Origin of the sequence: Achromobacter animicus (genome assembly GCF_040775605.1) — a bacterium.
GTDB lineage: Bacteria > Pseudomonadota > Gammaproteobacteria > Burkholderiales > Burkholderiaceae_B > Achromobacter > Achromobacter animicus.
In genome coordinates this window covers 378,919-395,780 of sequence record NZ_JAYGJK010000001.1, presented here as the reverse complement: position 1 = coordinate 395,780, position 16,862 = coordinate 378,919, and the positions used below count along the sequence as shown (strand labels likewise).

The window sequence follows — 16,862 nt, the reverse complement described above, 5'->3', positions numbered from 1 at the left end:
ACCATCGCCACGACGCCTCACCGGCCCGATGCCGGGTTGCCGCCGTCCGGGCGGCAGCAACCCGGCGGCCCCGCAGATCTCCTGCCCTGACCACAGGTCTTGTAGCGCCCCATACCAAAGACCCTAGTAGCACGGCGTCGCGGTCCCCGTGGGCACGAGCGCCGTCGATGCGCCCGAGGGAATCTGAAGGGAGCCGAAGGCGGACGAAGATGACGAAGGGGCAGTCCGGAGCGAAGGCTCCGGACCGCAATCGTGGGCGATCGTGCCCACGGGGACCGCGGCGTCGGGCGACCTACGAAGATCTGACGCAGCCTAGAAGATCTGATCCAGCCTACGAATATCTGACGCCGCCTACTACGCCTTGCCTCAACATCTCAAACCAACACACTTCCAAATCCAGCCCCCACATGTCCCTCCGCCAATCTCCCCCTCCCTTCCCCAAACAACTTCTCCCTCAAAGACCCCTCCGAATACGCCCGCTTGTACGACCCCCGTTCCTGCAATTCAGGCACCACGATGTCGATAAAGTCCTCGTAGCATTCCGGCGTCACCGTCCTCGCCAGGTTGAATCCGTCGATATCCGCTTCAGCCACCCACGATTCCAGTTCGTCCGCGATCTGCGATGCGCTGCCGACCAGCGCCGGATATCTGCCCCCTAATGCCATGTCGGCCAGCAGGTCGTTGACCGTGCGGTCGGTGCGGGCCACGGTCAGGTTCTTGACGGCCGATTCGATCGCGTTGTTCTTCACGTAGCGGATCGGTTCGTCTGGGGCATAGCGCGAAAAGTCGATGCCGGTGGAGCTGGCGTAGTGCGCGAGGCCCGCTTCGGGGTTGGCGTAGCGCAGGTACTCGGCGTGCTTCTCGCGTGCCTCGGCTTCCGTTCTTCCCGGCACCACTGTCACGCCCATGAAGAACTTGATGTCGCGCGGATTGCGGCCTTCGCGTGCCACCGCGTCGCGGACGTCGGCGACGAGTTTGCGCAGGCCTTCCTTGGTTTGGCTTGAGACGAACACGCACTCGGCATGGCGCGCGGCGAAGGCCTGGCCGCGGCCGGAGGAGCCAGCCTGGTAGAGGACCGGTGTGCGCTGGCGCGAGGGTTCGGACAGGTGATAGCCCTGTACTCGGTAGTACTTGCCGCTGTGGTCCACCGGGCGAACGGCGGTCGGGTCTGCGTACAGGCGCGCGCGTTTGTCGGCGTGTACCGCGTCATCGTCCCAACTGCCTTCCCAGAGTTTGTAGGCGACTTCCAGGAACTCGTCGGCGCGGTCGTAGCGTTCGTCGTGGGCGATCTGTTCGGACAGGCCCATCGCGCGCGCCGCGCTTTCCAGGTAGCCGGTGACGATGTTCCAGCCGATGCGGCCGTTGGTCAGGTGGTCCAGCGTCGAGAAGCGGCGCGCCAGCAGGTACGGCGCTTCGTAGGTCAGATTCACCGTCACGCCGAAGCCCAGGTGGCGCGTGGCGGCGGCCATGGCGGAGACCGTGAGCAGGGGGTCGTTGACCGGGAGCTGGATGGACTCGCGCAGCGTGATGTCGGCCGAGTCCTGGTAGACGTCGTACACACCAACGATGTCGGCCAGGAACAGGCCATCGAACAGGCCGCGTTCCAGCAGCCTGGCCAGATCCGTCCAGTACTCCAGCGTCTTGTATTGGGTGGACGTGTCGCGCGGATGCGTCCACAGGCCGTGGTTGATGTGGCCGACGCAGTTCATGTTGAACGCGTTCAGGAGGATTTGCTTTTTAGCCATGGCGAGCCGCTCCGGCGTATCAGGTGGTGCCCACGCGCGCGGGCGGGGCGTCGTTGAGGTAGTAGTTTCCGACGGCATGGATCTTCCAGCGCACCGGGTCGTGCAGCGTGTGGGTGCGGGCGTTGCGCCAGTGGCGGTCGAGGTTCAGGTGGTCCAGCGTGGATTGCGTTCCCGACAGCTCGAAGAGCTTGGTGCCGGCGGCCAGCGACGCCTCGGTGGTGAGCGCGCGGGCCTCGGCCACGGCGATGGCGGCAGCGGCGATGTGTTCTGCGGTGGCGTCCGTGGTGGCGATGTCCAGGATTCGGCCGGCGCGCGCCACCAGGGCGCGGGCAGCCTCCAACCGGACGGACAGGCGGCCGAATTCGCTGATTGTCAGCGGGTCGTGCCGCGCCTCGTCGACGCCGGCGTCGATCCAAGGCCGCGAGCGTTCGCGTACGAAGTCGACGGCGTCGGCCAGCGCGGCCTGGCCGATCCCCAGGTCGATGGCGGCGTGGATCAGCTGCGCCAGCGGCTTGATCGTGTTGGCGGGCGCGGACGGATCGGCAAGCAGCAGCACGTCTTGCCGCGGCACCGCGACGTCCTTGAAGACCACGGTGCCGCTGCCGGTCACGCGCTGGCCGAAGCCGGACCAGTCGTCGATGACTTCGACGCCGGGGCTGTCGCGGCGCACGAAGGCCAGGCGCTGGATGCCGCCCTCGTCAACGGTGGCGGTGGGGATCCACTGGGCATAGAGTGCGCCGGTGCAGTAGAACTTGCTGCCGTTGATGCGCCAGCCGTCCTGGCCGTCGGGCGTCAGGCGGGTGCGGCGCTCGGCGGCGGTGCGTGTGCCGACCTCGGCGAGCGCATTGCCGAAGCGGTCGCCGGCCAGGGCGCGTGCGTAGAAGCGGGCCTGCTGGTCGGCGTTGCCGTTCACGCGCAGGACTTCCAGCGCGTAGTAGTGGTTCTGCGGGATCTGGCCCAGCGAGCCGTCGGCGCGCGAGATGATAGCCGTGACGGCGGCGAGCGTTACGCGGGAGACGCCGGCGCCGCCATGCTCGCGGGGCACGGTGATGCCCCACAGGCCCGACTGGGAATAGCGCTCCAGCTCCGGCAGGGGCAGTCGGCGTTCGCGGTCGCGTACCGACGCCTCTTCGGCAAATTCGGCGGCCAGCGCGTGGGCGGTTTCGATGGCCTGCGCGTCGTTCTGGATGATGGCGGCGCGGCGGGGCGCCAGCGTGGACACGTTCTGGTGCGGCATGAGGTCAGATCCAGGAATGGCGGTTGGGACGCTGTCCGTTCAGCACGTGGTTGCCGATGGCGTGGTACTTCCAGCGCACCGGGTCGTGCAACGAGTGCGTGCGCGCATTGCGCCAGTGGCGGTCCAGGTTGAACTCGGCCAGCGATGCGCGCGAGCCCGAGAGTTCAAAGAGCTTCTCGCTGGCGGTAAGCGCGATCTCCGTGGTCAGCGCTTTGGCGCGCGCCACCACGATGGACGCGGCCGCGACGGCGTCGGCGTCCAGCTCGCGTCGGGCGGCGTCGTCCAGGTGTTGCGCGGCCTCGGTCAGCAAGGCCTCGGCAGCATGCAGGTCGGTGTACAGACGCCCCACGTCGGCGATGACGTACGGGTCCTGCGTCGCGCGTTCGACGTTGGCCTCCACCCAGGGGCGCGCGCGTTCGCGCAGGAAGGCGATCGTGTCGTTCAGCGCACCCTGCGCGATGCCGGCGTCGATGGCGGCCTGCATCAGCTGCGCGAAGGGGCCGATCAGCACGGGGCTTTCCTGCACGGTCCAGGCGGGCAGGATGCTGTCCGCTTCCACGCGCACGTTGTCCAGCAGCACCGTGCCGCTGGCCGTGGTGCGCTGGCCGAAGCTGGACCAGTCGTCCACCACCGTCAGGCCCGGCGCGCCGCGTTCCAGCACGACCGTCACCAGCCTGCCCTGCGCGTCCAGCACCTTGGAGGGAATCCAGTGCGCGAACAGCGCGCCGGTGGAGTAGAACTTGCGGCCGGTAAGGCGAAAGCCGTCGCCGTCGGGGACAAGGCGTGTCTGGATGTCGCGGGTGTGGCGCGTGTGACGTTCGGGGCCCGCGTTGCCCAGCCGCCGCCCCGCCAGCACACCTTCGTAGTACCGCCGCTTCTGCGCGGGCGATCCCGTCAGGCGAAGCAGATTCAGAAATCCGAAGTGATTCTGCGGGATCTGGCCCAGCGACGGGTCCACCGCGCTGATGATGCGAAAGACCTCGGCCAGCGTGACATGGGACACGTCCGGTCCGCCGTATTCACGCGGCACCGTGATGCCGCCCAGGCCGCTCGCCGAGTAGCGTTCGATCTCGCGCCACGGCAAGCCGCGCTCGCGGTCCCGCTGCGCCGCGCCTTGTGCGAAATCGGCCGCCAGCGCATACGCGGCGTCGATGGCCTGCGCGTCGCCGGCGATGCGGACGGCATGCACGACCCGCGGCGCCTCGTCGATATCGTGCGTGGTGGAAATGCTTGAAGCTTGCGGCATGGAATGCCCCGGCGTTGAGAAGACATGCAGCCTACGTCGCGGCTGAGGCGAAGCGGAAGAACTGATTTTGCATTGGCTTATTTGAAATCGGCATATGCGCCCGAACGCTGCGCACGCCCCTGTTAGCGGGGCGCGGCGCGCATATCCAAATCACCAAAGAATGTTTGTGGCGGGCGTTGGCGCTTGCTTAGAGTCGAGTCTTTCCGCCAACCACCTAGCAGCCGCCATGCCCGAACTGGATCTGCCCTTGTCCCTGCATTACGACGGCGCGCTTGAAGCGCAGCTGTTTGACGATCTGCGGCTTGTCGTTGCGCCGAACATTCCGGCCGCGCGCCTCGACGCGCCGCGCGACCTGGCAAACGCGGAAGAGCGCGAGGCCGCCGGCCGCTACGCCGTGTGGAATACCGTGCATGATCTCTTCATCACGCAGGTTGCCGCGCATGCGATATCGGGCCTGTTCGACGACGACGTCGAGTTTCAGTTTGCGCTGGCGCGTCAGCTTGGCGACGACGCGGCGCACGCGGAGTTTTCGCGCGGACGCGCCGCAATTCTGCTGGGCGCCGATCCGCTGCCGCTGGTCGAGGAGGGCGTGCGCGATGCATGGGATCTGATCGGCGGCTTTGCGCTGCGCAATTGGCAGAACTTCCTGGCGTGGCAGTTTCACTACGAGCACTACATCCTGGCGCGCCTGTTCGTGAACCGGCGCACCGCACAGGTCCTGGACTTCGGCCACCGCGAATTCGGCGAGAACCGCATTCTGCCGGACGAGGAGGCGCACCGCATCCGCATCACGCAGTGGTGGCTGAACAAGCTGGAACGCGCAGACCCGGCCCAACGCGAAGACTGGGTGGAAGGCCTGATCCAGGCCGACGAGGATGCGCAGCGCATCCTGGGTCCCTATCTGCGCGACTCCTGGCAACTGAACCAACACGCCACGCGCCTGGACACCCGCAACCACGTCGCGCTGTACGACGCGTGGCGGCGCGAGCTGCTGGCCACGCTGCTGCGGCGTGATCCGGCGGATCTGCCTGCATTGACCAGCCTGGCGGCGTGATTCCGCACACCCTCCCCCTTCTCTGCACGACGCTTCCATTTCACACGCAAGGACACCACGATGACGCAGTCTCTTCCCCCCGCCGCGGACGATCAGGACCAGCCCGCCAGCCCGTTGCGACGCTGGCTCATGGGCGCCGCGGCGCTGATGGGCTCGGGCGCCCTGTTTCCCAATGTGATCTTCGCGCCGGCGCACGCGGACACGAACAGCCTGCCCAATACGGTGGACGGCGCGGTGCGCGGCGGCGTGCTCAATGCGGTGGTGCATCCGGAACCGCCGACGCTGGCGTTCTACCTGAACTCGTCCACGCCGACCGGCGCGGTGGTGAGCAAGATCTTCGACGGGCTGGTGGAGTACGGCCCGGACCTCAAACCGCGTCCCGTCCTGGCCGAAAGCTGGACCGTGTCGGAGGACGGCAAGACCATTACCTTCAAGCTTCGCCAGGGCGTGCTGTGGCATGACGGCAAGCCGTTCACGTCGGCGGATGTGAAGTGGTCGGCCGAGGAAGTGTGGCTCAAACATGCGCCCAGCGCGCGCCGCGTGTTCCAGTACCTGCAGAAGGTGGAAGCGCCGGACGATCACACCGTGGTGCTGCACCTGTCCCAGCCCACCCCCGTGGCGCTGAACGCCATCGACTCGCTGGGTGCGCCGATCCTGCCGCGCCACCTGTTCGAAGGCACGGACATCCAGAACAATCCGTACAACAACAAGCCCATCGGCACGGGCCCCTTCGTGTTCAAGGAATGGAACCGGGGCAACTACATCGTGCTGGAGAAGAACGAGAAATACTGGCAGCCCGAGCGTCCGTACCTGGACCGCATCGTCTGGAAGATCATTCCCGACGTCTCGGGCCGCGCCACTGCGCTGGAAACCGGCGGCGTGGCCTACGGCGAGCGCAATCCGGTGGCCTTCACCGATGCGACGCGCCTGTCCAAGCTGCCCAAGCTGGCGGTCGACACGTCCGGCTACAACGGCTTTGCGGCGTGGCTGTGGCTGGAAGCCAACCTGCGCGATCCCATCCTGTCGAACCTGAAGGTGCGCCAGGCCATCGCGCATGCAGTGAACAAGCAGGTGCTGGTCAAGACCGTCTGGAACGGCTATGCCGAACCGTTCGTCAGCCCGGTGCCGTCGCTGGTCAAGCCCTATCACAATCCCAACGTGCAGCAGTATCCGTTTGATCCAGCGCTGGCCGAGAAGCTGCTGGACGAAGCGGGCTATCCGCGCAAGGCCGACGGCTGGCGCTTTGCGCTGACGCACGACTACATCCCGTTCGGCGACGACTACCGGCGCACCGGCGAGTTCGTGCGCCAGGCGCTGCGCAAGATCGGCATCGACGTGACGCTGCGCGGGCTGGACCTGGCGACGTGGACGCGCAATGTGTTCACCGACTACAACTTCCAGCTCATCAGTTCTTGGGGCACCGTGCTGATCGATCCGCAGCTGGGCGTGGAGACGCGCTACTGGAGCAAAGCTGAAGCCAAGGGCACGCCCTGGTACAACGTGTCCGGCTACAAGAACGCCGACATGGACCGGGCCATCGAAGCCGCGCAGATCGAAACCGATCCGCAAAAGCGCATCGAGCAGTACAACGAGGTACAGCGGCTGGCGCAGCGTGATCTGCCGCTGATCGGGCTGTTCGAGTTCCGCTGGTTTGGCGTGTGGGACAAACAGGTGCGCAACGTGACGGATGCCTCGTCCCATTCGCGCAACAACTTTGCCAACGTCTGGCTGGGCAAGGCCTGACGGCCGGGGAAAGATCGCCATGTCCCTTCGCCTGCCCCGTCCGCTGCGCTACCTGCTGCAGATCCTGTTCGTGGTGGGCGTCACCGCGATTGCCAACTTCTTCCTGCTGAAACTTGTTCCTGGTGATCTGGTGGACGTGATCGCCTCTGAAAACAGCGGCATCACGCCCGAGCACGTCGCGCAGTTGCGCCAGGCGTATGGCCTGGACCAGAGCGTGTTCGCGCAGTTGGGCTACTACCTCAAGAGCCTGCTGTCGCTGGACCTGGGGTATTCGTTCCGCTATGGCGAGCCGGTGTCCGACCTGATCTTCAACCGGCTGCCCGCGACGCTGGCGCTGATTGGCACGGGCTTGGCGCTGTCCGTGGCCGTCGGCGTGCTGTTGGGCGTGCTGGCCGCCCGGCGTCCGCAGGGCATCCTGGACACGCTGCTGTCCGGGCTGGCCACGGCCGGCTATTCCGCGCCCATGTTCTGGACGGCGCTGATGCTGATCGTGGGCTTTGGCGTGCATCTGAACTGGCTGCCGGTCGGCGGCATCCGTGACGTGGGCGCGGCGCACCAAGGCTGGGCGCTGTGGCTGGACTACGCGCGCCACCTGGCGCTGCCGGTCACGACCGTGGCGATCTACTACGTGGCCATCTACACCCGGCTGTCGCGCGCGTCGATGATCGAGACCCTGCAGGAGGACTACATCCGCACGGCCCGCGCCCGCGGCAACGGCGAGGCGCGCGTGATCTGGCGCCATGCCCTGAAGAACGCCATTCTGCCGGTCATCACCATGCTGGGTCTGCAAAGCAGCGCGCTGCTGGGCGGCAGCATCGTCGTCGAGACCGTGTTCGCGTGGCCGGGCCTGGGGCAGTTGTCGTTCGAAGCCATCGCCAGCCGCGACGTGAATTTGCTGCTTGGCATTTTGCTGATGAGCGCGGCGCTGGTCGCCCTGATGAACATTGCCGTCGATGCCTGCTACGGCCTGCTCGACCCCCGAGTGAGAAAGACATGAAAGCACCCGCCCTTGCCGCCCTGCGCCTGCTGCGCACGCCTTCGGCCGCCGTCGGCGCGGTCATTCTGGCCATCGTGATCGGCGCGGCCGCCACCGCATCCTGGCTGTTCCCGGACGATCCGCTGGAGATGGTCGGCGCGCCGTTCACCTGGCCCGGCGAGGACGCCGCGTTTCCGGCGGGTACCGACCTGATGGGCCGCGACATTTTGGCCGGACTTTTCCACGGGGCGCGCGTGTCGCTGCTGGTGGGTGGCGCGTCGGCGGCGATTGCGCTGGGCATCGGCCTCTTGGTGGGCGCCTTTGCCGGGTATGCCGGTCCGCGTACCGACGCCGTGCTGATGCGCATCACCGAGCTGTTCCAGACGGTGCCCTCGTTCCTCTTGGCGATCGTGCTGGTGGCGATTCTGGGGCCGTCGCTGTCGACCATCATCTTTGCGCTGGGCATCACGTCGTGGACCGGCATCGCGCGGCTGACGCGCGGCGAATTCATTTCGCTGCGCGAACGCGAATTCGTGCGGGCCGCGCAGACGCTGGGCGCCGGCCACGCCCGCATTATCTTCCGCGAGATCCTGCCCAACGCCCTGCCGCCCATCATCGTGACCACCGCCGTGCTGGTGGCTCACGCCATCCTGTCCGAAGCGGGACTGTCCTTTCTGGGACTGGGCGATCCCAACGTGGTGAGCTGGGGCAGCATGGTCGGCGCGGGCCGCGAGGCGCTGCGCACCGCGTGGTACATGACCGCGCTGCCCGGCCTGACCATCATGGCGACGGTGCTGGCGCTGAACCTGCTCAGCGACGCCATCAACGACGCGCTCAACCCCAAGCTGCGCCGCCGCCGCGTGGCGGCACAGCCCGCCGCCGCCGGCCAGCCGTAACTTCATCTCCTGCCATGACCACGCTGATCGACATCCAAGGATTGAACGTCGCCTTCCCCGGCCACCAGGCCGTGCGGAACCTGGACCTGCAACTGCGCGCGGGCGAAACACTGGCGCTGGTGGGCGAGTCCGGCTGCGGCAAGTCCACCACGGCGCTCGCGCTGCTGGGGCTGCTGCCGCGCCATGCGAAAGTGCAGGGCCGCGTGCTGTTCGAGGGCCAGGACCTGCTGGCGCAGCCTGAGCGCCGCCGCTGCGCGCTGCGCGGCGACCGCATTGCCATGATCTTCCAGGAGCCGATGACCAGCCTGAATCCGGTGCTGACGCTGGGCGACCAGATCGGCGAAGCGCTGCGTCTGCATCGCGGCGCGTCCGCCCGCGCGGCCCGCGCCCGCGCCATCGAACTGCTCGACCTGGTGCGCGTGCCCGAGCCGCAGCGCCGGGTGGACGACTATCCGCACCACCTGTCCGGCGGTCAGCGCCAGCGGGCGATGATCGCCGCGGCCATCGCCTGCCAGCCCGCGCTGCTGGTGGCCGACGAGCCCACCACCGCGCTGGACGTCACAGTCCAGGCGCAGATCCTGAAGCTGCTGGACGACCTGCGCGGTGAACTGGGGATGGGGCTGTTGCTGATCACGCACGACCTGGCGGTGGTGGGCGAATGGGCCGACCGCGTGGCGGTGATGGTGCAAGGCGAAAAGGTGGAAGAAGGCGCGGCGTCCACGCTGCTGGGCCAGCCGCGCCACCCGTACACGCGCGGCCTGCTTGGTGCATCGCTGCGGCTGGACGACGCCACGCATTACAGCAGGCTGAGGCTGCCGGAGATTCGCACGCGGCTGGATCCTGCGTCGGGCAAACCGGCTTTTGGACTGGTGACGCCGCCGCGCGCGCCCGCAGCCGCCAACGATCCCGCGGCCAGCGCAAACGGCCCGCTGCTGCAGGTGCAGGACCTGCGCGTGCAGTACCGGACGTCCCGCGGCGTCACCGCCGCGGTCGATGGCGTGTCGTTCGAGATCGCAGCGGGCGAAACCGTGGGTCTGGTGGGCGAATCGGGTTGCGGCAAGTCGACGCTGTCGCGCGCGCTGGTTCGGCTGCTGCCACCGGCCTCGGGCCGCATCCTGCTTGGCGGCGAAGACACCACGGAACTGGACGCCGGGCGTCTGGCGGGCTACCGCCAGCGCGTGCAGATGATCTTCCAGGATCCGTACGCGTCCCTCAATCCCCGGCACACCGTGGCGGACATCCTGGAGGCGGCGCTTCGCATTCACCATGTGAAGGATCGCGACGAACGCCGGCGCCGCATTCTCCACATCCTGGACGCCGTGGGCCTGCCGCGCGACGCCTTGGCACGCTACCCCAGCGAATTCTCGGGCGGCCAGCGCCAGCGCATCGGCATCGCGCGGGCGCTGGTGCTGCGCCCGGCGCTGGTCATCTGCGACGAACCGGTGTCGGCGCTGGACGTGTCCGTGCAGGCGCAGATCCTCAACCTGCTGGTCGACCTGAAGGATGAGTTCCGGCTGTCCTACCTGTTCATTTCGCACGACCTGTCCGTGGTGCATTACCTGGCGGACCGGGTGCTGGTGATGAACGCGGGGCAAATCGTCGAGGAGGGGCCGAACGCCACGCTCTGGCGCGACGCCCGCCACCCGTACACGCGCAGCCTCATCGCCGCGCTGCCCCGGGGACTGGAACCGCGGGACGAGGCGCAGCGGCGGATCGCCTGACGCCGCCGCGGGCTCCGCCTTAAGGGGGGCTGGCTTGCGCCTGCCCGCAGGCCTATACTGGATTCGCCGTTGCTGGACATTCCTTTACCTAAAGGAGAGGCAACATGTACAGGCACTTGCTCATCGCCGTGGACGGATCCCTGCTGTCCGAATCGGCATTCAAGCGCGCCCTCGTTTTCGCCAAGGAAATGGGCGCCACCATCACCCTGCTGCGCGCCATCCCGGAAGACCACCTGTTGGTTTACCAGGCCGAAATGCTGGGCACCACCGAAGGGCATCACACCGATCAGGCGCGCAAGAACGCGCAGGCGTATCTGGACGGGCTTGAAGCCGAGGCGCGGCACGCGCTGGTGCCCTGCGAAGCCATCGTCACGGTGAACGACCATCCGCACGAGGCCATCGTGGAGACGGCGCAAAAGTCCGGGTGCGACCTGATCGTGATGGGCTCGCACGGACGGCACGGCATGACGGGCTTTTTGCTGGGCAGCGAGACGCAGCGCGTGCTGGCGCGCACGCGGCTGCCGGTGCTGGTGTATCGCTAGCCTTGCATCAAGGTGCCGGGCCGGGTGGCCGCGGTCAAGCGGCCGCCAGCGCGTGCTGAAACGTAAAGCTGTCCGCGTACAGGTGATCCAGACTGGCGCCGTGTTCGGCCAACAGGCTTTTGGCCTGGCGAATCATCTCCGGCGCGCCGCACAGATAGAACGCATGTTCCGACAGGTCCGCGTGATCTTCCAGCACCGCCTGCTGCACGTAGCCCCGGCGCCCCTGCCAGTCCGCCCCCGCGCGCGACAGCACGGGCACGAAATTGAATTCATAGAGCCGCCCGGCCCAGCTTTCGATCTCGTCGCGCAGGTACAGGTCCGCCTCGGTGCGCATGCCCCAATACAGGGTCACGGGCGGGCAGTCCTCGTTGTCCAGCAGCGACTCGAGAATCGCTTTGATGGGCGCAATGCCGGTGCCGGTGGCCATCATGATGAGCGGGCGCCAATCTTCCTCGTGATAGCTGAAGACGCCAAGCGGCGCCTCGATCTCCACCGGCGTGCCGGCGCTGGCCTGCCCCAGCCACTGGTCGGTGTAGCGGCCGCCGGGAATGCGGCGCACGTGGAAGTCGATCAGGTTGCCCGCCCGCGCCGACGCCATGGAAAAGCTGCGCGTCTCGCCGTCGGGGAGCACCACGTTCATGTACTGTCCCGGCACGTAATCCAGGCCGTCGCCGGGCAGCGCCAGGGTCAGGTGGATGACGTCGTCACAGAACGCGGCGATGCGATGGATCGTGGCAGGCATGCGGCGGGGGGGAGGAAAGGTCTGCCGGCTGCTCGCCACGCTGATGCACAGGTCGGCCGTCGGACGGGCCTGGCACGCCAGCGCGTAGCCCTGCTCGGCCTCTTCCGGGGTCAGCGCCATGGGGAATTCGTCATACCGGACAGTGCCCGATTCGAGTTTGATGCGGCAGGTGCCGCAGCCGCCGAACGTGCATTCGTGCGGCAGCTTCACCGCCGAACGCTCCGCGGCTTCCAGCACGGATTCGCCTTCATCGACGACAAAGGCTTCTGCGGGTTCCAGGATGTGCACGCGGTATGCCATGACGCCCTCGCCTATTTCTTGATGTCCGCTTCCACCAGCACCTTCATGCCGCGCGGCTCCAGCAGTTCACCCAGCGCAGCCAGTGCCGCAAGACCTGCTTTGGTGTCCTGCTCGCCGTTGCCGCCGCTCAGGCCCACGCCGCCGATCACCTCGCCCTTCACCACGATGGGAAAGCCGCCGACGAACACCGCGAACTTGCCGTCGAAGCTCCACTGGATGCCGAAGGCTTCGTTGCCGGGCAGCGCGGGGCCGTTGGGCGGCGTATTGAAAAGGTGCGTCGAGCGCTTGTGCCCGGCGGCGGTGAACGCCTTGTTCCAGGCGATCTGCGGGCCCGTGATGCGGGCGCCGTCCATGCGCTCGAGCGCAATCGGATAGCCGCCGTCATCCACGATGCAGATCGACTCCAGCACGCCGATTTCCTGCGACTTGGCGATGGCGGCGCGCACCATGACGCGCGCTTCTTCAAGTTCCAGGCGATAGATCTGTTTCATGTGCAAAGCCTCTTTGGATGGATGAGCCGTCAGCCGGCGCGGTAGACGGTTTTGATCTGCGTGTAGAACTCCAGGCCCACGCGGCCAGATTCGCGGAATGTGGAGGTGCTGGAATGCTTCAGCCCGCCGAACGGCGCGTTGATCAGGTTGCCGGTAGTGGTGCGGTTGATCTTCACGGTGCCTGCCTGGATATCGCGGGCGAAGCGGTGCGCGTAGCGCGCGTCGGTGGTGGCGATGGCGGCCGACAGGCCGTATTCCGTGTCGTTGGCCTGCGCGATGGCGTCTTCATAGCCGTCGACCTCGATCAGCGCGATCACCGGACCGAAGATTTCTTCGCGGGCAATGCGCATCTGCTGCGTCACGCCGGCAAAGAGCGCGGGCGTGACGTAATAGCCGCGGTCGAAACCCGCGCCCGTCAGGCGATCACCGCCGTACAGGTGCGTGGCTTCCTGTTTGCCCAGTTCGACGTAGCCCAGCACGTTGTCGAGCTGGCGGGCGGTGGCCAGCGGGCCCAGGTCGAAATTGCCGTCCAGGCCGTTGCCGATGGTCAGCGTCTTGATCCTGGCGAGCAGCTTTTCCGTATAGGCGCCGCTGACCTTGCGGTCGACCAGCACGCGGCTGGTGCCGGTGCACGCCTGGCCGCTCAGCGAGAAACCGCCTTTGACTGCCAGGTCCACCGCGCGGTCCAGGTCGGCGTCGGCCAGCACGATCAAGGGATTCTTGCCGCCCAGTTCCATCTGCGTCCGGGTAGTCAGGCCGGCCGTGCGATGGATCTGCTCGCCGGCGGCCGTGGAGCCGGTGAACGAAATGGCGCGCACCTGGCTCGCCCCCGTGATGGCTTCGCCCACCGCTCCTGCCGGGCCCGTCAGGAAGTTCAGCACGCCGGCCGGCAATCCGGCCTGCACAAAGGCCTCGGTCAGGCGATAGCCCGACATCGGCGCGTCGGATGAGGGCTTGAACACCACCGTGTTGCCCGTGATGAGGGCCGGTGCGATCTTGCGCGCCGGAATCGAGATGGGGAAATTCCAGGGCGAGATCACCGTCACCACGCCCAGCGGTTCGCGCTGGCTGTAGACGATCATGTCCGGATCGTCGTTGGGATAGGTCTCGCCCGTGAATGACTGGCCTTCGACCGCGTAGAAACGGATCGTCTGCGCCGAACGCAAGACCTCGTCCTTGGCCAGGTTCAGGCCCTTGCCTTCTTCACGGGTCAGTTCGCGCGCGATCGACGCGGCGTTGTCTTCCAGATGCTGGGCCGCCTTGAACAGGATGGCCGCGCGCTTGGAGATCGGCGTGTCGCGCCACGCGGCAAACGCCCCCTCGGCCGCCAGGACCGCCTGCCGGGCGTCTTCGGCGTTGGAGACCTGGAATTGCCCGACGACGTCGTCCGTGTCGGCCGGGTTGCGGTTCGGCGCGGTTTTACCCGACACGCTGGGCGTCCATTTGCCGCCGATGTGGTTCAAAAAGGTCTGCTGCGAGAGATCGTCCACGGGAGCGCTTCCTTGATTGAGTCTGGGCGGGCGCGGCAGGCGCAAGGCGCCTGGGCTACGTTCAGAACATTGTATACTTTAATCATTAGGCGACGATCCGTGGAAACCCCACCTGAAGCGTCAGCAAAAAGGCTCCCGCGCGGGAGCCTTTTCGCGTCAGGTCGCGCCGTTCAACTCCAGATCAGCACAGCGCAGATCGTCGAGACGAAGAGCGCCAGCAGCACGGGCAGCAGCAGCGCGCGCACCAGCGACAGCACATTCACCCGCGCAAACCCCGCCACCGCGATCAGCGAGGACCAGGCGATCAGCGTGCCGCCGCCCGTCCAGACGGCGCCCATCTGGCCGACCGCCGCCAGCGTCGCGGGGTCTACGCCGACGACCGGACCCAGCGCGCCGGATAACGTGCCCGTGAGCGGCAGACCTGCGAAGCCCGAGCCGTCGATGCCGGTGATCATGCCGACCAGCAGCACACCGAAGGCAACGAGGAAGTGGTTTTCCGGGATGAGGTGCTGTGCGGCGGAGATCACCTCGAAGAGCAGGCCGGGCGCCTGCGCCGCCGGCACGCCCAGGATCTGCGCGGCCGTCTCATTGGCACCCACGAAGAAGAAGCCCGCGATGGGCAGCACGGAACCCATCGCCTTGAAGGCGAACACGAAGCCGTCGGTCACGTGTTCCGGACAGACGTCCAGCATCTTGCGAGGGCCTTCGGCGGCCAGCGTCACCAGCATCATCACCACGAAGGCGACGCCGCCGACCAGCGCCGCCGCATCGCCGCCGCGCAGGGCGGGCAGCGACGGGAACAGCCGGGGCAGCACCATCACGGCGATCACGGCCAGGAATGCCAGCGGCGTCACCACCGCAAACACCTTCGACCAGCGGACACGGCGCTGCTCTTCCTCGCTCAGCGCGGGGCCGGCGGGCAGCGCGGGATCGGCGCCCATCGTGCCGCGGGCAAGTTCCGCCTTGTCGAACGACCCGGCCTGTTCCATGCGCGCCAGGCTGCCGTCCTGCGCGCGGGCCTGCCAGGCCGTCAGCAGCGCGGGATCGGCCGGCACGATGTGACGGCGCACCAGCAGGTAGGCCGCCACCAGCGCGATCCCGCCGGTGATCAAGGACAGCACGAGCGCGCGGTCGGCCACGACGGCGGCGCTGACGGCCGCCCCCGCCGCCTTGGCGCTGATGCTCGGCGCCACGCCGATCACGTAATCCGACGACAGGGCCATCCCCTGCCCCGCGATCGCGATGGCCATGGCGCCGGCCAGCGGCGGCAGCCCGGCCGCGATGGCCGCCGGCAGCAGGATGGCGGACACCAGCGGCACGGCGGGCGTGGGCCAGAAGAACAGCGAGATTACATAGGTACAGAGGGCGATGATCACGAACGACGAATGCCCGCCCCGCATGACCCGCCGAAATGGCTGGACCATGCGCACGTCCGCCTGCAGCGTCTTCAAGGAATTGAGAAGCGCCGTCATGAAGGTGATGACGAGAAAGATGTTGAAGAGCTCTTTGGCGGCGACGAAGCTGGCGGAAAAGATGCCGATCAGCCCGCTGATCGGATTGCCCGTGATCGCCAGCACGACCAGGAACGTACCGATGACGGAAGGCACCACGACATTGGCGCGCAGGATCATCGTCAGGATGATGGCGGCCACACTGATCAGGTAAATCCAATGAGCGGCAGTGAGCACGACGTCGGATTGCATGCGCTATTCCCCTTGTATGCGTGGCTGTTGGGTCGCCACACTCGGTATACTATATTTCGTTAGAAGCCATACCAACCGAAATATGCGCCGCCTAGGGAAACCGATAGTGCGGATTTCAGCCTGATTTTCAGCTGAAAATCAAGGGATTACCCGGAGTTTTTGGAAATTTGCGATCAAGGTCCGAATTCACCGATAGACTATCGTATACAGAAATTACAAAGCCCTCAGGCATGTTGTCCTCCCTGATAACCACCGATCTGTGGCATTACGCCGCCATGGCAGCCGTCGTGTTCGGCGCGGCCGTCGCCCAAGGCGTGGGCGGCGTGGGGTTTGCGATGTTCGCCGCACCCGTCGCCGCCATGTTCTTCCCGCAATTGGCGCCTGGCCCGCTTCTGACCCTGGGCGGCTTCATTTCGCTCTTGACCGCCCTGCGCGAGCGGGCCGCCATCGATTGGCCCGCCGTATCCTACGCCCTGGCCGGGCGCGCCGTCGGCACCCTGATCGCGATCTACGCCATGGCGCGCTTTGCGCCCCAGGCGCTGGGCGTGCTTTTTGCCTGCATGATCCTGGCCGCCGTCGCGCTCAGCGTGGCGGGACTGAAGTTCTCCGCGACGCCGGGCCGGGTGTCCGGGGCGGGCGTGGCCTCGGGGATCATGGGCACGATGACGTCGGTGGGCGCCCCGCCCATCGCCATCGTGCTGCAGCACGCCGCGCCGCCGCGGCTGCGTGCCACGCTGGGCATGGTGCTCTTTCTGGGATCCATTTTTTCGCTCGCCATGCTGGCGCTGGCCAAGCGCTACACGGGCTATCACGCCGGGCTGGCGCTCAGCCTGGCGCCGTTTCTGCTGGCCGGATTCGCCGTCTCCAGCCGGCTGCGCACCCTGCTGCCTCCCCGCGCGGTGCGCGGTGTGCTGCTCGTCGCCTGCGCCATGGGCGCGGTGGGCGTGCTGGTGAAGTCATTCTGGGTGCACTGATG

Annotated in this window: 14 protein-coding genes; 7 read left to right on the top strand and 7 right to left on the bottom strand. The window is 67.0% G+C overall.

Going from position 1 to position 16,862, the window contains the following annotated elements:
* Positions 1-374: 374 nt before the first annotated feature.
* From AB3147_RS01730 to AB3147_RS01720, 3 genes are read right to left on the bottom strand one after another with little or no spacing between them, the layout of a single operon-like run.
* On the bottom strand, positions 375-1,745 hold the full coding sequence (locus AB3147_RS01730; RefSeq protein WP_367351313.1) for an LLM class flavin-dependent oxidoreductase: 1,371 nt from the start codon (positions 1,743-1,745) through the stop codon (positions 375-377).
* A 19-nt stretch (positions 1,746-1,764) separates the two neighbouring features.
* A complete protein-coding gene (locus AB3147_RS01725; protein ID WP_367351312.1) occupies positions 1,765-2,982 on the bottom strand; it encodes an SfnB family sulfur acquisition oxidoreductase in 1,218 nt (405 codons plus the stop codon).
* Between the two features lie 4 nt (positions 2,983-2,986).
* Entirely contained in the window at positions 2,987-4,228 is a 1,242-nt protein-coding gene (locus AB3147_RS01720; protein ID WP_367351311.1) for an SfnB family sulfur acquisition oxidoreductase, read from the bottom strand.
* A 226-nt stretch (positions 4,229-4,454) separates the two neighbouring features.
* Here AB3147_RS01720 and AB3147_RS01715 point away from each other — a divergent pair, with 226 nt between their 5' ends.
* The 6 genes from AB3147_RS01715 (at position 4,455) to AB3147_RS01690 (ending at position 11,160) form a co-directional block, all read left to right on the top strand.
* The gene (locus AB3147_RS01715) at positions 4,455-5,282 is read left to right on the top strand and encodes a hypothetical protein (RefSeq protein WP_218342292.1); all 828 of its coding nucleotides are present in this window, start codon (positions 4,455-4,457) and stop codon (positions 5,280-5,282) included.
* A gap of 60 nt (positions 5,283-5,342) precedes the next feature.
* Positions 5,343-7,025, top strand: a complete 1,683-nt coding sequence (locus AB3147_RS01710; RefSeq protein ID WP_175137153.1) for an ABC transporter substrate-binding protein — start codon at positions 5,343-5,345, stop codon at positions 7,023-7,025.
* Positions 7,026-7,044: 19 nt separating this feature from the next.
* Positions 7,045-8,022: an ABC transporter permease gene (locus AB3147_RS01705; RefSeq protein ID WP_367351310.1), complete on the top strand. Its 978-nt coding sequence runs from the start codon at positions 7,045-7,047 to the stop codon at positions 8,020-8,022.
* Positions 8,019-8,897, top strand: coding sequence for an ABC transporter permease (locus tag AB3147_RS01700; protein WP_175137151.1), 879 nt, complete (start codon positions 8,019-8,021; stop codon positions 8,895-8,897). Before AB3147_RS01705 ends, AB3147_RS01700 begins: the two co-directional genes overlap by 4 nt.
* A 14-nt stretch (positions 8,898-8,911) precedes the next feature.
* Entirely contained in the window at positions 8,912-10,618 is a 1,707-nt protein-coding gene (locus tag AB3147_RS01695) for an ABC transporter ATP-binding protein (RefSeq protein ID WP_367351309.1), read from the top strand.
* A 104-nt stretch (positions 10,619-10,722) separates the two neighbouring features.
* Complete coding sequence (locus AB3147_RS01690) at positions 10,723-11,160, top strand: universal stress protein (RefSeq protein WP_175123758.1); 438 nt, start codon at positions 10,723-10,725, stop codon at positions 11,158-11,160.
* 34 nt (positions 11,161-11,194) lie between these two features.
* Here the strand turns inward: AB3147_RS01690 and AB3147_RS01685 are convergent, their stop codons facing one another.
* From AB3147_RS01685 to AB3147_RS01670, 4 genes are all read right to left on the bottom strand, one after another.
* Positions 11,195-12,202: a 2Fe-2S iron-sulfur cluster-binding protein gene (locus AB3147_RS01685; RefSeq protein WP_367351308.1), complete on the bottom strand. Its 1,008-nt coding sequence runs from the start codon at positions 12,200-12,202 to the stop codon at positions 11,195-11,197.
* 11 nt (positions 12,203-12,213) lie between these two features.
* The gene (locus tag AB3147_RS01680; protein WP_367351307.1) at positions 12,214-12,693 is read right to left on the bottom strand and encodes a GlcG/HbpS family heme-binding protein; all 480 of its coding nucleotides are present in this window, start codon (positions 12,691-12,693) and stop codon (positions 12,214-12,216) included.
* Positions 12,694-12,722: 29 nt separating this feature from the next.
* Positions 12,723-14,183: an aldehyde dehydrogenase family protein gene (locus AB3147_RS01675; protein ID WP_367351306.1), complete on the bottom strand. Its 1,461-nt coding sequence runs from the start codon at positions 14,181-14,183 to the stop codon at positions 12,723-12,725.
* Between the two features lie 170 nt (positions 14,184-14,353).
* The gene (locus tag AB3147_RS01670) at positions 14,354-15,886 is read right to left on the bottom strand and encodes a hypothetical protein (protein WP_279975293.1); all 1,533 of its coding nucleotides are present in this window, start codon (positions 15,884-15,886) and stop codon (positions 14,354-14,356) included.
* Positions 15,887-16,116: 230 nt separating this feature from the next.
* Between AB3147_RS01670 and AB3147_RS01665 the strand changes: the two genes are divergently transcribed.
* A complete protein-coding gene (locus tag AB3147_RS01665) occupies positions 16,117-16,860 on the top strand; it encodes a sulfite exporter TauE/SafE family protein (RefSeq protein ID WP_175123762.1) in 744 nt (247 codons plus the stop codon).
* Positions 16,861-16,862: the final 2 nt, after the last annotated feature.

Bases quoted from the DNA above. Each gene is read 5' to 3' on its own strand.
- AB3147_RS01695 (WP_367351309.1), top strand. From the start codon at position 8,912: ATGACCACGCTGATCGACATCCAAGGATTGAACGTCGCCTTCCCCGGC.
- AB3147_RS01730 (WP_367351313.1), bottom strand. From the start codon at position 1,745: ATGGCTAAAAAGCAAATCCTCCTGAACGCGTTCAACATGAACTGCGTC.
- AB3147_RS01690 (WP_175123758.1), top strand. From the start codon at position 10,723: ATGTACAGGCACTTGCTCATCGCCGTGGACGGATCCCTGCTGTCCGAA.
- AB3147_RS01670 (WP_279975293.1), bottom strand. From the start codon at position 15,886: ATGCAATCCGACGTCGTGCTCACTGCCGCTCATTGGATTTACCTGATC.
- AB3147_RS01710 (WP_175137153.1), top strand. From the start codon at position 5,343: ATGACGCAGTCTCTTCCCCCCGCCGCGGACGATCAGGACCAGCCCGCC.
- AB3147_RS01720 (WP_367351311.1), bottom strand. From the start codon at position 4,228: ATGCCGCAAGCTTCAAGCATTTCCACCACGCACGATATCGACGAGGCG.
- AB3147_RS01680 (WP_367351307.1), bottom strand. From the start codon at position 12,693: ATGAAACAGATCTATCGCCTGGAACTTGAAGAAGCGCGCGTCATGGTG.
- AB3147_RS01700 (WP_175137151.1), top strand. From the start codon at position 8,019: ATGAAAGCACCCGCCCTTGCCGCCCTGCGCCTGCTGCGCACGCCTTCG.
- AB3147_RS01715 (WP_218342292.1), top strand. From the start codon at position 4,455: ATGCCCGAACTGGATCTGCCCTTGTCCCTGCATTACGACGGCGCGCTT.
- AB3147_RS01665 (WP_175123762.1), top strand. From the start codon at position 16,117: ATGTTGTCCTCCCTGATAACCACCGATCTGTGGCATTACGCCGCCATG.
- AB3147_RS01725 (WP_367351312.1), bottom strand. From the start codon at position 2,982: ATGCCGCACCAGAACGTGTCCACGCTGGCGCCCCGCCGCGCCGCCATC.
- AB3147_RS01685 (WP_367351308.1), bottom strand. From the start codon at position 12,202: ATGGCATACCGCGTGCACATCCTGGAACCCGCAGAAGCCTTTGTCGTC.
- AB3147_RS01705 (WP_367351310.1), top strand. From the start codon at position 7,045: ATGTCCCTTCGCCTGCCCCGTCCGCTGCGCTACCTGCTGCAGATCCTG.